This window comes from Ruegeria sp. AH7 (assembly GCF_056541325.1).
Window position 1 is genome coordinate 1 of record NZ_JBQFYF010000001.1, and the last position, 13,245, is coordinate 13,245.

Here is a 13,245-nt window from a genome sequence, read left to right on the forward strand (position 1 = left end):
TAGCCGAATAGGCGGTAGACCAACGCAAAGTGTCGCGGGATGGAGCAGCCCGGTAGCTCGTCAGGCTCATAACCTGAAGGTCGCAGGTTCAAATCCTGCTCCCGCAACCAATATCCAAACAGCCACGTCGAGCCACAAACAGTCAAATAGACTGTTCGCATCGAAATCAAACATCGACGCATCAGGGCTTGTCTACACGTGATCGTAAGACTCGACTCCGTAAAGGGAGAAACTTAAAAAGAACAAAAGAAGAACACGGAAGCTAACATGTTCGATGAGATGCAGCGGCGCATCATTTCATTGTGGTTTCCCCGGTTGGCGACTGACCGGGTTTTGCGTCAGTGCCCAATGGACGGACCTTTTGTTCTGACCCTCAAGCAACGGAATGCCAATCGCATTTACTGCATGAATGTCGCGGCGGCAGAGCAAGGGCTGCATAATGGTATGGCGTATGCGGATGCGCGTGCTTTTTGCCCGACCCTGCAAAGCGGTATCGCTGATCCTCAGTCAGACTTGCGCTTTCTACATATTCTGCGCCGATGGGCGATGCGATATTGCCCTTGGGTGGGGCTGGAAGGTGACGACGGGCTGGTGCTGGATATCACCGGGTCGGCGCATCTGTTTGGCGGTGAGGCAGCGATGCTGGCCGATTTACGCGGGCGGCTTGCGCGCGCAGGGCTGTCGGTGCAGATCGGGGTCGGCGATACGCGGGGTGCGGCTTGGGCGCTGGCTCATTACGGTGAGGGGCAGGCACCTATCGGTGATATGTTGGGGGCATTGGCCCCATTACCCGTGGCGGCTTTGCGTCTGAATGAAAAGACATCGGTCACTTTGCAGCGTATGGGGTTGCGTACAATCGGCGCGCTGGCCGCCGACCCGCGCGCACCATTGGCGCGTCGCTTTGGGGCCGGGGTGTTGCTTCGGCTGGATCAGGCCTTAGGAGCGCAGCCGGAAGAAATTACACCTCTGGCCGAACCGTCCCGTTATGCCGTGCGTATGACCTTGCCAGAGCCGATCGGGTTGCTGACCGATGTTATGGCCGGGACCGAACGGCTGTTGGTGCAGCTCTGCGCCAAGCTGAAGGCGCAAGAGATGGGCGCGCGCAGGCTTTGCATGACATTGCGTCGGGTAGATCAGGGGCATCAGCAGGTTGAACTGCGTCTAGCCCGGCCCTTGCGCGATCCTCATCGCATTTTGCCCCTGTTCGAACGCGGGCTAGGGGAAATAGATGCGGGGTTTGGCATCGATCAGCTGCGGCTGGAGGCTGCGGAGGTCGAAGAGCTACCCGTGCAACAGCTCAGCCATGCTGTGGGGTGGGGGCAGGGTCAGTTAGAGGACCTGATCACCCGGCTAGGCACTCGGGTTGGGCTCGAGAATATTCAGCGGGTTTTACCGGCGGATAGCCACATCCCCGAGCGTAGCTTTATCATTGCGGCAGCAGCCTATTGTGAAGCCTCAAGGGGGTGGAGCAGCCAGCACCCGCGCCCCCTTTGCCTGTTCCCACCCGAGCCGATTGCTGCAACAGGTCCACAGCCACCCAGGCGTTTCCGCTGGCGGCGCATGTCGTTGACAGCAAGCCGCGCGACTGGACCAGAGCGCATTGCCCCTGAATGGTGGTTGGCCGATGAAAGCTGGCGCTCTGGCCTGCGCGATTACTGGCGGGTGGAAACCCTGCAAGGGCGCAGGCTCTGGCTGTTTTACACGCCGCAGAATCCGGGCTGGTTTGTGCAGGGAGAGTTCGCATGATCGAAGTGAACCGCACCCACCGTCCGGTAGAGGCCTTTCGCCGTGATACGCTGGAGGCCAATGCGCAGGGCACCGGGTATGCCGAACTGTGCGTCACCACGAATTTCACTTTTCTGACTGGGGCGTCACATCCCGAAGAACTGGTACTGCGCGCGGCTGAATTGGGGTTGTCCGCGATTGCTGTAACAGATCACAATTCGCTGGCAGGTGTCGTTCGCGCGTGGTCGGCGCTGAAAGAGTTGAAGCGGCAGACGGGGCAGCCGTTACAGATTCAGTCTGAGCAATGTGTGGATTCATCGTCGCGGCAGGAGGTTGGGCACAGGCAAGCCCTTACCCGACCAGACTGCCCGGTATTGCCTAAGCTGATTGTTGGCTGTCGGCTGGTGCTACGCGACAGTTCATTGGACTGGGTGGCGCTGCCCTGTGATCTGGCAGCTTACAAGCGGCTCAGCCGATTGCTGACCCTGGGCAAGCGACGCGCGGATAAAGGGGACTGCGAGCTGTATACGCAGGATCTGCTGGCAGCGTGCAAGGGCATGATGCTGATTGCGCTGCCTCAGAGCAGCTTGCAGAAGGCCGCAGCGGATATACAGACCATGCGGCGGCATTTTCCCAATCATGTCTTTCTGGGTGCGGTGCCACGCTATGATGGCAGCGATCAGGCCTATTTGGCCGAATGCGCCCGGCTGGCGCTAAGAGCCTGCGCGCCGATGGTGGCGGTGGGGGATGTGCTGATGCATCGGGCCAGCCGCAGGCAATTGGCCGATGTGCTGACCTGTATGCGCGAACATATTACGATCGATCAGATAGGAACGCGCGCCTTGCGCAATGGGGAACGGCGGCTGAAGGCAGGCACCGATATGGCGCGTGTCTTTCGGGACCATCCTGCCGCGCTGCACCGCACATTGGAGATTGCAAGCCGCTGCAGCTTTGACCTGAGTGAACTGTCCTACGAATACCCGGATGAGATCGCAACAGACGAGCCACCTCAGGCTCGGTTGGAACGGTTAGCGCGTGAAGGGTTAAAACGCCGCTATCCTGATGGGCCGCCCGATAGGGTGGTCGAGTTGATGCACAAAGAACTGGCGGTGGTCGCCGACCTCCGGTTCCCAGCATATTTCCTGACCGTACATGACATTGTACAGTTTGCCCGCTCACAAGGTATTCTCTGCCAGGGGCGCGGGTCGGCGGCCAATTCGGTGCTGTGTTACCTCTTGGGTATTACGGATGTCCCTCCGGGTCAGATTGCCATGGTTTTTGAACGGTTTGTGTCAAAATACCGAGGCGAGCCGCCGGATATTGACGTCGATTTCGAACATGAGCGGCGCGAAGAGGTGATCCAGTGGGTCTATGAAAAATACGGCCGCCACCGTGCTGGCCTATGTGCCACTGTGATCCATTTCCGCACCCGCGCGGCGATCCGCGAGGTCGGAAAGGTGATGGGGTTATCGCAGGATGTGACCGCAGGGCTATCCGGTCAGATCTGGGGTATGACCAATGGCGGCGTTGACCTGGACCGTGTGCGAGAGTTGGGGCTAGACCCTGACGATCGTCGCCTGATGCAAACCCTCCGCCTGATAGGTGAGATCATCGGTTTTCCGCGCCATTTGTCTCAGCATGTCGGTGGTTTCGTAATCACCAAGGGGCGTCTGGATGAGCTGTGCCCGATTGAGAATGCCGCGATGGAGGATCGCACTGTCATCTGTTGGGACAAGGATGACATTGATGCGCTCAACATCCTGAAGGTCGATGTTCTGGGGCTGGGTATGCTCAGCTGTCTGCGTAAATCCTTTGATCTTTTGCAAGCGCATGAGGGTGAGAATCTGAGCATCGCCAAGGTGCCGCAGGGCGACACGGCCACATATGACATGCTCTGCCGCGCGGATGCGGTTGGCGTTTTTCAGGTCGAAAGCCGGGCGCAAATGAATTTTCTGCCCCGTATGCGACCGCGCGAGTTTTATGATCTGGTGATCGAAGTCGCCATTGTTCGCCCCGGACCCATCCAAGGGGATATGGTGCAACCCTATATCCGACGACGGAATGGGAAGGAAAAACCGGAACCCTTTGGCCCGGAACTGGAACAGGTGACAGCACGCACGTTAGGGGTGCCTCTGTTTCAGGAACAGGCGATGCAGATCGCGGTGGTTGGGGCAGGCTTTACAGCGGAAGAGGCTGACCATTTGCGCCGTTCTCTGGCGTCGTTCAGGCGGATGGGCACGATCGGCACATTCCGGGATAAATTCATCAAGGGGATGCTGAACAAAGGTTATGACATTGAGGTGGCAGAGCGCTGTTTCTCGCAGATCGAAGGCTTTGCCGATTATGGGTTTCCCGAAAGTCACGCAGCCGCTTTTGCCATGCTGGCCTATGTTTCGGCCTGGTTAAAATGTCATCACCCGGCGATCTTTGCCTGTGCACTGCTGAACTCTCAGCCCATGGGGTTTTATGCCCCTGCCCAGATCGTGCGCGACGCGCGTGAGCACGGGGTCGAGGTGCGGCCCATCTGCGTCAATCATTCGGAATGGGACAATATTCTGGAACGCCGCCCCGATGGCGCGCTGGCCTTGCGGCTGGGGTTCCGCCAGATCAAGGGGTTCAGGGAAGAAGACGCAGGCTGGATTGTGGCCGCGCGTGGCAATGGCTACCCGGACCCAGAGGCGCTTTGGCTGCGTGCAGGGCTTCGTCCAGATGTGCTGACGCGGCTGGCCGAGGCGGATGCCTTTTCGGATATGGGCCTGACCCGGCGCGATGCACTCTGGCAGGTCAAGGCGATTCAAAGCCCGAAACCTCTGCCGTTATTCAACGATCCAATTGACGGAGAAATGGTTCACGAACCGCAGGTCAATCTGCCGGTTATGCAGCTGGGTGAAGAGGTGGTCGAGGATTATGTCTCAACCCGTCTAACCCTGCGAGCGCATCCTATGGAACTGCTGCGCCCCTCATTGCCGGGATTGGTCACACATGCCTCTTTGCAACAGGTGCCGCTGGGGCGGTACAGCGTGTGTGGCCTTGTCATCACCCGCCAGCGGCCCGGCACGGCCTCGGGTGTTATTTTCCTGACCTTGGAGGATGAGACCGGGGTCAGCAATGTGGTAGTCTGGCCCAAGGTTTATGACCGCTTCCGTCGTATTGTGATGGGGGGGCGCTTGTTGCGAGTCACAGGATATCTGCAACGCGAAGGGATCGTCGTGCACTTGATTGCTCAGGACATTCAGGACTTATCGCATAAGCTGTCCGAATTGGGGCATCCACAGCCAGAGGCCCTGAGCACCGAAGCTGCCCGCACGGATGATACGCTCAAACGATCCCGCTATCCCGCGCGGGCAATGCACCCGCGGGATCAGGCAAAGCGATTGTTCCCAAGCCGGGATTTTCATTAACCGGCCATTCGTAGCGATTGCGGTATTCAGCACTCCTTTTGCACAAAGCCTGGAGGAAGGAAAAATTGTTGCGAAATTGAAAACAATTCAGGCTGTGCTTCACTTTACATGTAGAATTTTGACAGCATTGGCGATCTTAAGGCAGCTCTTAATCAAGGCAAAAAACGGTGAATTTCCCGCTACCTGAGATGCGTAAAAAACAATCACAGATTGAGCGCCCAAGTGGAATTGCGAAGTGTGTTAACACTTAATTAACTTGATCCTTGGAAAAGCGCGGCTCACTGGATAGGGTAAGACAGTAACCAGTCCAAAGAAATTGTCACCCGTGCCCAAAAATCAAAGCCTGTCGGCTCCGCTTCGCAAATCCAATATTCTTCTGACCTCATCCATGGCGCTTGCCGTCGTCGGCGCATATGGCCGCACTGCATATGGCGGCAGTTGCACGCCGTCGGGGGGCGGAACCTATTCTTGCTCGGGTCCAGCAACGGGTGGTGACGCAACCATTACGCTGAATTCAGGCGCATCCCCTCTGACAGTGACAACGCAGCCAGGGTTTGGGCATACGGTCTCAAGCGGGAATGGGCTCAATCTGCGTTCCAGTGACAGCATTTCGTTTACGGATGCCAATAACTCGGTCATAGCGGGGGCGAACTTGGGGATTTACTCGCGCAACACAGGAACGGGCGCGATGACAATCACGGTTACAGGTGTTGTGATCGGGACAAGCGGTACCGGGGTGTACGCGAACAACGCCGGAACGGCGACCGATATGACGATTTCTGCCGTTGATACAAACGGTGGAAGTTTCGGCATCACGGCGCGTAACAATGGCACCGGCGCTTTGACAATCACGTCCACAGGAACGGCTTCAGGCACCTCTTCGGATGGGATTAACGGGCGGAATGCGGGGACTAACCTAACGATTACCGCAGTCAACGCCAACGGCGGGCGCACGGGTATTTTTGCGCAGAACACGGGCTCGGGTTCGATTGCCATTACCACATCAGGCGCTGTAACTGGCGGCACAGGCGCGGGCATTGCAACTCAGGCCGGTTCTGGCACCGCAGTCAATATAACCCTGAATTCAGGCAGCACCGTTAGTGCCACATCTGGTACGGCGATCACCAACGATCAGTCTGATGCCACGGTCACCGTGAACTCCGGTGCTGCGGTCACAGGTGCTATAACCTTGGGCGATGGCAGCGATACCTTAGACTTCACCGGAGGTGATTTCAGCGGCGTTACGCTGTTTGACGGTGGCGACGATTCCTCCAGTGGGGACGGCTTTGTCGACACGCTGCGCTTTGGCAGCAGCGGTGCACTGGCTGGGGCAAACGTGACCAACTTCGAAGTGATCGAGATTACCAATAACTCGACGATCACACTGACCGACAACAGCCTGACTGCGGGTGATGGCGGTGCCGGAACCGGGCTTACAGTTCAATCAGGCAGCAGCTTGCGTCTGAACACCGGAGCGACCAGCCTGACCGGTAATATCACCAATGGTGGTATGCTCTCGGCACAGAACGGATCGGTGGGCGATGTCATCACTGTCAGTGGTGACTTTGTCGGCACCGGCGGAACTATCCTGCTGGATGTCGAACTTGGCGGTGATGGGTCGGCCACGGACATGCTTCAGATCGCAGGTGACACCTCGGGCACGACCTTTGTGTCGGTCAACAATATCGGTGGTGCCGGGGCCGAAACCATCAATGGGATTGAAATTATCCAAGTCGGTGGAGCGTCAAATGGAATCTTCACGCTGAATGGAACATCTCAGACAGCCACCGGCGAACAAATTGTGGTTGCGGGTCCGTTTGGCTATCGTCTTGTCGACACTGGCAGCGGCAGCTTTGTGCTGTCCAGCCTGGATGCGTCCGGCAATCCGATCCTTGTTGGATCTAGTATCGCCTCATTTGAGGCTTTGCCTTCAATCCTGCAATCAGTGAACCGTGTGCGCGGTTTCCAGGCGCGTACTGCCGCAAGAACCGCTGTTGCACCTTCTGGGGACGCGACCAGACAACGGGTTCGTGAATTTGGTACCGATGGTGATGTCCTGTCCTACCCGGATACCCCGGTCTGGCTGGAACTCACCGGACGGCGTAGCGAAATCGCGCCGGTTCGGTCGGACGCAGGGATCAACACGGTGCGGACGGACACCTATACGATAGCGGTTGGGGCAGATACGCTGCTGTCCGAATTCGCCAATGGGGCGCTCTACGGTGGGGTGGCGATCAGCTATGATGATGCCTCAAGTACGGTGCGGACCGATCAGGGCAACAGTGATATCGACACGACGTCGCTGGGCCTAACCCTTAGCGCCACCTGGCTGGACGCGCGTGGCTTTTATGTCGACACACAGCTTCAGTACAACGATAACTCCAGCGATACGCGCGATCCTTCCACCGGGCTAGAACAGAACGACATCGACTCCGACCAATACGCGATTTCGGTTGAGGTTGGTCGCCCTTACGAGGTGAAACCGGGCTTGGTCCTGATCCCTCAGGCGCAGCTGACCTATGCCTCGCTGGATGTAGACGACTTCACCGACAGTTCGGGCAACAATGTTGTCTTTGACGATGCCGACAGCGTACTGGCGCGGCTCGGGCTGTCCGCGAACAAATGGTTTGCCAACAGTCGCGGCACCGGCAGCTATTTTGGTGTCGTGAACCTTTATCACGAGTTTGACCCGACCACCCGGATTTCGGCCGGTGGGATGGAGTTTAACGAGGAGATCGACGATACCGGCATTGAACTGGGCCTTGGCGCGCGTATGATCCTGAACGAACGTTACGAGCTTTCTGGTTCGCTGAACTACCTTACTGGTCTTGATGATCTTGGGGATAGCTACGAACTGGAAGCCACATTGGGTTTGCAGGTTCGGTTCTGAATGATCAACATATCCAGGGTTCTGGCGTGGGGCGGCGGCGCTCTTGTCGCGGTGTCGGGCATGGGCTCGGCACAGACGACAGAAACGACATCCACGCAATATCAAAGCTGGACAGTGAACTGCACCCAAGAGGCTGATCAACGGCAATGCGCCATGAGCCAAAGCCTGAACCTGCAGAACCAGTCCGGCCTACTGCTGCGGGTTGAGCTGCAGCGAAACGCCGAAGGCGCGGCCTCGGGTATTGTGATCGTGCCATTTGGGTTGGACATCACCAAGGGTGTTTCACTGTCCATCGACGGTGGCCCCCGGTGGAATCTTCCGATGCGAACCTGCCAGAATTTCGGTTGTCTGGTACCCCTGACACTTGGGCCGGGGATTGTGGATCAGATGAAACAGAGTAACACGGTGCAAATCTCGCTCTATACGCTGGATGGTGGAAAAACGCTTGAAGTACCTGTGTCATTAGCGGGTTTCACGGCCGCCTTTGATGCGCTTTGATCCATTGTCGCTGACGCCAATCAATCAGATCAGACTGTTGGATGAATAATATGCCATCCCTGCTGCCAAATCGGGTTCTGTTGGCATCGAATATTTGTGTTGCTTGGCGTGCAAGCATGACTTTGGACGATGCAGTGGAGAGACCTGACTCAGGCTTTTGGGGTCGAAGGAGAATCCACAAAGGCGGGTACTCACTTCGCCAGCTGCAACGATATGGTGAGTAGCTCGCGGTATGAGGCAGTGTGCCTCTGAACAACAAGCGATTGAGCTGAGCTGATCACGTCCTTTGTCGTTGTAGTCACGCTGGGCACAGGTGTGATCTATACGGTTGCTACTAGATTGGCGCGAGGGGCGAAAGGCAACCCTGCGGCAGCGATGGGATGTACTTTGGGTATCGTTCCTCACTTGACGGCGGCAATCGTGAGATTGGCTGCGTTTTTGAACACAAGTGCGGTTCTCTTTCATGTATTGAAGTGGGTTGGCACACAGTACTTACAATTCCTTGCTTCGCGGATTTTGAGAGATGACGCCCTGTTCAGTTTGATAGAAAGGACGAGCGAACACGTATCGCAAAGTTGCGACAACTGGGTTTCTGATCAACATTCTGAATCCGAAACTATCAGTATTCTTCCTAGCATTTTTTTCACAATTCGTTCCTGCTGGCGTCTCGACACCTGTGCGTAATATGCTTGTCCTCAGCGTTGTGTTTATGGTCATGAACTTTGTGGTTGTCATCTGTTATGATGGGTTCGCCTCGGTGGTGCGCGCGCGTATCGAACGGACGCCTACGTCACTCATGTGGCTGAAACGTGGCTACGCTGCAACGTTCGTCGGCCTTGGAATGCGGCACGCGTTCGAGACACGTTAACCTCGGAAACAGAGGGCGGTTACGGTATCCGAAGTCAGCCAAATGAGACAAATACTATGATCACACCTGAGTTCGCAGCGACAATGTCTCGCTACAATCAATGGCAGAACCGATCACTCATCACTGCGGCGAATTCCTTAACCCATGAAGATCGCTGGAAGGATCGAGGTGCGTTCTTTAGATCTGTCGCACAGACATTGAATCACATTCTCTGGGACGATCGCATCTGGTTGGCTCGGTTTCGCCATGACAGCCGGATCGTTGCTGAGATCGCAGTGCGGCATCCGTATACAGACACTCCGGTCGATTGGTTGGACTATGTCGAACAGCGGGAAGCATTGGATGAAGAGATCGTTGGTTGGGCCGATACGCTCACATCACAGGACTTCTTGTCCATTATCACATGGAAACGGGGGCACGAACACGTTCAAACGACGCTGGGCTTCAATTTGGTGCACATGACCAATCACCAGGCACATCATCGCGGCCAGGTTCATTCGTTGTTGACACAGGCTGGTGCGACAACAGGATCTACGGACCTTCAGATGTTGGACATCGGATAACTAAAGGGGCCGACTTAATGCCAATGCCATGGACATACAGACATGCGTCTAAAGAGTGGCGGGCATTCCTTGATGACGCCAAAGAGTGCATGTCACTAGATTCGGACAATATGACCTACACTGCTGTAGACGCTGTTTTTCAAGTGTTTCGCCGACGCTTGACAGCTCAGCAAGGGATTGATTTTGCATCAGTTCTTCCAAGTGTGGCGAGGGCAGTCTTTGTCACAGGATGGAATGTCTCCGAGCCGCCGGTACCATTCAAGCTGCGCAAAGACTTACTGGCCGAGGCAAAGAACGTTCGCAAACATCACAACTTGACGCCGGATAACGCAATTGAGGCCACTGCTTGGGCAATCCGTCGTTACACAAATGCCAGCGATTTCGAGCGCGTTTTGGCGAAGCTACCAAAAGATGCTCAGGAGTTTTGGGAGGTGGACGTTGACGATCCTAAGGAGCTCAATCAGCGGGTCATTTGACTGTCGTTCATGGACCTCACACGTCATCTAGAAAACAGACCATTGTCAAATCGAACTGCGCACCAAACCACTTGTTCATAGATCAAGGAGTAGACGTCTAGCTGACTCCGATACGGCCCGATCGCAGACATTCGCCGGCTTTGTCAACACTGCGGGTTATCTTTCAAGAGCGGGGGGTTGGTCGCCGCATTGCTGGACGACCAGTCACGGATACTCTTTCTAAACAGGTGCAAGGTTCGGCATCCTTGAACGATACCCGAAAGCCCGCAGGGTAAATCAAATTCGAAAGCTAGCGATTATTGTCGAGATACTTCCGAAGTTCTGCGAGATCACCCTTGGTGCGTTGCATGATTGCCAGTTGATCAGGCCCGATAAGATGCCCGAAGACCTCGCTGACGTGAACAATGGCTTGGTTCCTGAAAATGCGGCCCGCCTCGGTTAGATAAACAAGCTTTCCGCGCCCGTCTTCGGGATCAGGGCTTAAAACCGCTTCAGTGACGTTTATTGCTCCGGAGAGTTCATCGATGGGCTGCCCGCTCTTCGGTTTTTGGCAGATACCCCGGCTGCCTTCCAAGATGTTTGCCTCATGCCCAAAGCCAGATTTTTAAGTCAAGCTGACCCAAGCCGCATTCTTTGAAGAGCTTTGCACGCACGCGGCTACAAACTTAACCCCATTGAGCCCGTCATAAACCGTTGGATAAACAACGGACGCGCCAGGTGAAATCCCGTTTCGGAAGGCTTGGATCGCCTCAGCAGCCTCTCCATAGATATTGGCGAAACCTTCAAGATATCCCTCGGGATGTCCCGGAGGGACTCTGCTTAGCCGATTGGCAGCATCAACAGCTCCAGCTCCATTTCGGGTGATCAGACGCTTGGGTTCGTTGTATGGTGTGAACCAAAGGTAATTGGGATCTTCCTGGGCCCACTCCAGACCACCTTTTTCGCCGTAGACCCGCAAACGAAGTGCGTTTTCATTTCCGGGAGCCACCTGAGAAGACCACAACATACCTCGCGCTCCGCCTTCGAAGCGAAGCAATACGTGGGCGTTGTCATCGACTTTGCGCCCCGGCACAAAGGCCTGCAAGTCCGCCGCTAGGCTTTCTGCTGTCAGCCCGGTTACAAAGCAAGCGAGATTGTAAGCATGAGTCCCGATGTCACCGGTTGATCCGCCCGCGCCCGAGCGTTCGGGATCGGTTCGCCATTCAGCCTGTTTGAAATCCTGCTGCTCGGTCAGCCAGTCCTGCGGGTACTCAACCTGAACCACCCGGATCTTGCCAATATCGCCGTTGGCAACCATTTCACGCGCCTGCCGAACCATTGGATAGCCCGTGTAATTGTGGGTCAAAATGAATAAGGCATTCGCGCTTTCCGCTGCTTTGACCAGCTTTTTTGCATCGGCAAGAGTCGAGGTGAGTGGCTTGTCACAAATGACATGAATACCGCGTTTCAGGAACTCACGCGCGGCTGCATAATGGACGTGATTTGGCGTGACGATTGAGACCGCCTCAATCCCAGATTTCAGCCGGGCTTCCCTTATCGCCATTTGTTTGAAGTCTTCATAGACCCGTTCGAGCCCCAATGCCTGACCGCTTTCAAGAGATTTCTCTGGCGTCGAAGACAAGGCACCGGCAACCAGTTCGAATTTGTCGTCCAGTCGCGCGGCTATGCGATGAACACCGCCTATAAAGGCGTCGTTTCCACCGCCAACCATGCCAAGGCGAATGCGACCCGAGGTTTCTTCACTGCGTCCTGTGACCATCACTCAATCCCCAGCATTTTACGATTGGCGGCTTCGTCAGCGCCACCGTCGGCGAAATCATCAAAGGCTTTCTCGGTCACACGGATGATGTGATCGGATACGAATTGAGCGCCTTCGCGTGCACCATCCTCGGGGTGTTTGAGGCAGCATTCCCATTCGACAACAGCCCAACCATCAAAGTCATTCGCGGCCATTTTTGAGAAGACCGCACCGAAATCCACTTGGCCATCGCCCAATGAACGGAAGCGCCCGGCCCGATCAACCCAGCTTTGATATCCGGAATAGACACCCTGCCGCCCTGTTGGGTTGAACTCGGCATCTTTGACATGGAACATCCGAATCCGATCTTTGTAGATGTCGATATTGTCCAGATAGTCGAGACATTGCAGCACGTAGTGCGACGGGTCGTATAGCATGCAGGCCCTTGGGTGATTTCCCGTCCGTTCCAGAAACATCTCGTAGGTCACACCATCGTGGAGGTCCTCTCCGGGGTGGATTTCGTAGCAGACATCGACACCACATTCATCGGCGTGATTCAGGATCGGCACCCAACGACGCGCAAGCTCATCAAACGCCGTTTCGATCAAGCCGGCAGGGCGTTGCGGCCAAGGATAGACATAGGGCCATGCCAGCGCGCCAGAGAATGTTGCATGTGCGGAAATGCCCAGGTTTTTGGATGCTGTCAGAGCCTTTTTGACCTGATCCACGGCCCATTCCTGCCGGGCTTTCGGGTTCCCTCGGACACTTTCGGCGGCAAACCCATCAAACGCACTGTCATAGGCTGGGTGAACGGCTACAAGCTGGCCCTGAAGGTGTGTTGAAAGTTCCGTGACTTCGACACCATTTTCCTTGGCCTTGCCTTTGAAGTCATCGCAATACCCAGCGCTGGATGCGGCCTGTTCGAGGTCGAACAACCGGCCATCCCAACTGGGAACCTGAACGCCTTTGTATCCACAATCAGCCGCCCACTTAGTGATCGCGTCCCACGAATTGAACGGCGCTTCGTCCCCCGCAAATTGCGCAAGAAACAAAGCTGGACCTTTGATCGTCTTCATAAAATTTCCT

10 protein-coding genes, 1 tRNA gene and 1 pseudogene are annotated in these 13,245 nt (G+C 55.9%); 9 read left to right on the plus strand and 3 right to left on the minus strand.

Translation table 11 applies throughout. The features are described 5' to 3' along the window. Nucleotides 1–33 precede the first annotated feature (33 nt). From ACR0JX_RS00005 to ACR0JX_RS00045, 9 genes and pseudogenes are all read left to right on the plus strand, one after another. Nucleotides 34–110: transfer RNA gene (locus ACR0JX_RS00005), tRNA-Met, on the plus strand. Nucleotides 111–267: 157 nt separating this feature from the next. Beyond that, complete coding sequence (locus ACR0JX_RS00010; protein ID WP_480540302.1) at nt 268–1,746, plus strand: Y-family DNA polymerase; 1,479 nt, start codon at nt 268–270, stop codon at nt 1,744–1,746. Next, on the plus strand, nt 1,743–5,126 hold the full coding sequence (locus ACR0JX_RS00015; protein WP_480540304.1) for an error-prone DNA polymerase: 3,384 nt from the start codon (nt 1,743–1,745) through the stop codon (nt 5,124–5,126). The genes ACR0JX_RS00010 and ACR0JX_RS00015 overlap by 4 nt, the downstream gene beginning before the upstream one ends. A gap of 325 nt (nt 5,127–5,451) precedes the next feature. Beyond that, entirely contained in the window at nt 5,452–8,016 is a 2,565-nt protein-coding gene (locus ACR0JX_RS00020) for an autotransporter family protein (RefSeq protein WP_480540306.1), read from the plus strand. Then, nucleotides 8,017–8,514 carry an invasion associated locus B family protein gene (locus tag ACR0JX_RS00025; protein ID WP_480540307.1) on the plus strand — a complete coding sequence of 166 codons (498 nt, stop codon included), beginning with the start codon at nt 8,017–8,019 and terminating at the stop codon, nt 8,512–8,514. It begins immediately after the preceding gene. A 276-nt stretch (nt 8,515–8,790) separates the two neighbouring features. Then, on the plus strand, nt 8,791–9,198 hold the full coding sequence (locus ACR0JX_RS00030; RefSeq protein ID WP_480541724.1) for a LysE family translocator: 408 nt from the start codon (nt 8,791–8,793) through the stop codon (nt 9,196–9,198). Further along, nucleotides 9,086–9,382: pseudogene (locus ACR0JX_RS00035) on the plus strand (LysE family translocator); the annotation flags it as partial. The gene ACR0JX_RS00030 and the pseudogene ACR0JX_RS00035, both read left to right, overlap by 113 nt. A 56-nt stretch (nt 9,383–9,438) precedes the next feature. Further along, entirely contained in the window at nt 9,439–9,945 is a 507-nt protein-coding gene (locus ACR0JX_RS00040) for a DinB family protein (RefSeq protein ID WP_480540309.1), read from the plus strand. 23 nt (nt 9,946–9,968) lie between these two features. Then, nucleotides 9,969–10,421 carry a DUF2267 domain-containing protein gene (locus ACR0JX_RS00045; protein ID WP_480541726.1) on the plus strand — a complete coding sequence of 151 codons (453 nt, stop codon included), beginning with the start codon at nt 9,969–9,971 and terminating at the stop codon, nt 10,419–10,421. A 289-nt stretch (nt 10,422–10,710) separates the two neighbouring features. Here the strand turns inward: ACR0JX_RS00045 and ACR0JX_RS00050 are convergent, their stop codons facing one another. Genes ACR0JX_RS00050 through ACR0JX_RS00060 form a run of 3 tightly spaced genes read right to left on the minus strand, consistent with a single transcriptional unit; the run spans nt 10,711 to nt 13,235 of the window. After that, entirely contained in the window at nt 10,711–10,995 is a 285-nt protein-coding gene (locus ACR0JX_RS00050) for a hypothetical protein (protein WP_480540310.1), read from the minus strand. Between the two features lie 30 nt (nt 10,996–11,025). Then, entirely contained in the window at nt 11,026–12,180 is a 1,155-nt protein-coding gene (locus ACR0JX_RS00055) for a Gfo/Idh/MocA family protein (protein WP_480540312.1), read from the minus strand. Then, nucleotides 12,180–13,235, minus strand: coding sequence for a sugar phosphate isomerase/epimerase family protein (locus ACR0JX_RS00060; protein ID WP_480540314.1), 1,056 nt, complete (start codon nt 13,233–13,235; stop codon nt 12,180–12,182). Before ACR0JX_RS00060 ends, ACR0JX_RS00055 begins: the two co-directional genes overlap by 1 nt. Between the last annotated feature and the right edge of the window lie 10 nt (nt 13,236–13,245).

What these genes read in the sequence shown, in the direction of transcription:
- ACR0JX_RS00010 (WP_480540302.1), top strand. Translation starts at nt 268, where the DNA reads ATGTTCGATGAGATGCAGCGGCGCATCATTTCATTGTGGTTTCCCCGG.
- ACR0JX_RS00015 (WP_480540304.1), top strand. Translation starts at nt 1,743, where the DNA reads ATGATCGAAGTGAACCGCACCCACCGTCCGGTAGAGGCCTTTCGCCGT.
- ACR0JX_RS00025 (WP_480540307.1), top strand. Translation starts at nt 8,017, where the DNA reads ATGATCAACATATCCAGGGTTCTGGCGTGGGGCGGCGGCGCTCTTGTC.
- ACR0JX_RS00040 (WP_480540309.1), top strand. Translation starts at nt 9,439, where the DNA reads ATGATCACACCTGAGTTCGCAGCGACAATGTCTCGCTACAATCAATGG.
- ACR0JX_RS00045 (WP_480541726.1), top strand. Translation starts at nt 9,969, where the DNA reads ATGCCATGGACATACAGACATGCGTCTAAAGAGTGGCGGGCATTCCTT.
- ACR0JX_RS00055 (WP_480540312.1), bottom strand. Translation starts at nt 12,180, where the DNA reads ATGGTCACAGGACGCAGTGAAGAAACCTCGGGTCGCATTCGCCTTGGC.
- ACR0JX_RS00060 (WP_480540314.1), bottom strand. Translation starts at nt 13,235, where the DNA reads ATGAAGACGATCAAAGGTCCAGCTTTGTTTCTTGCGCAATTTGCGGGG.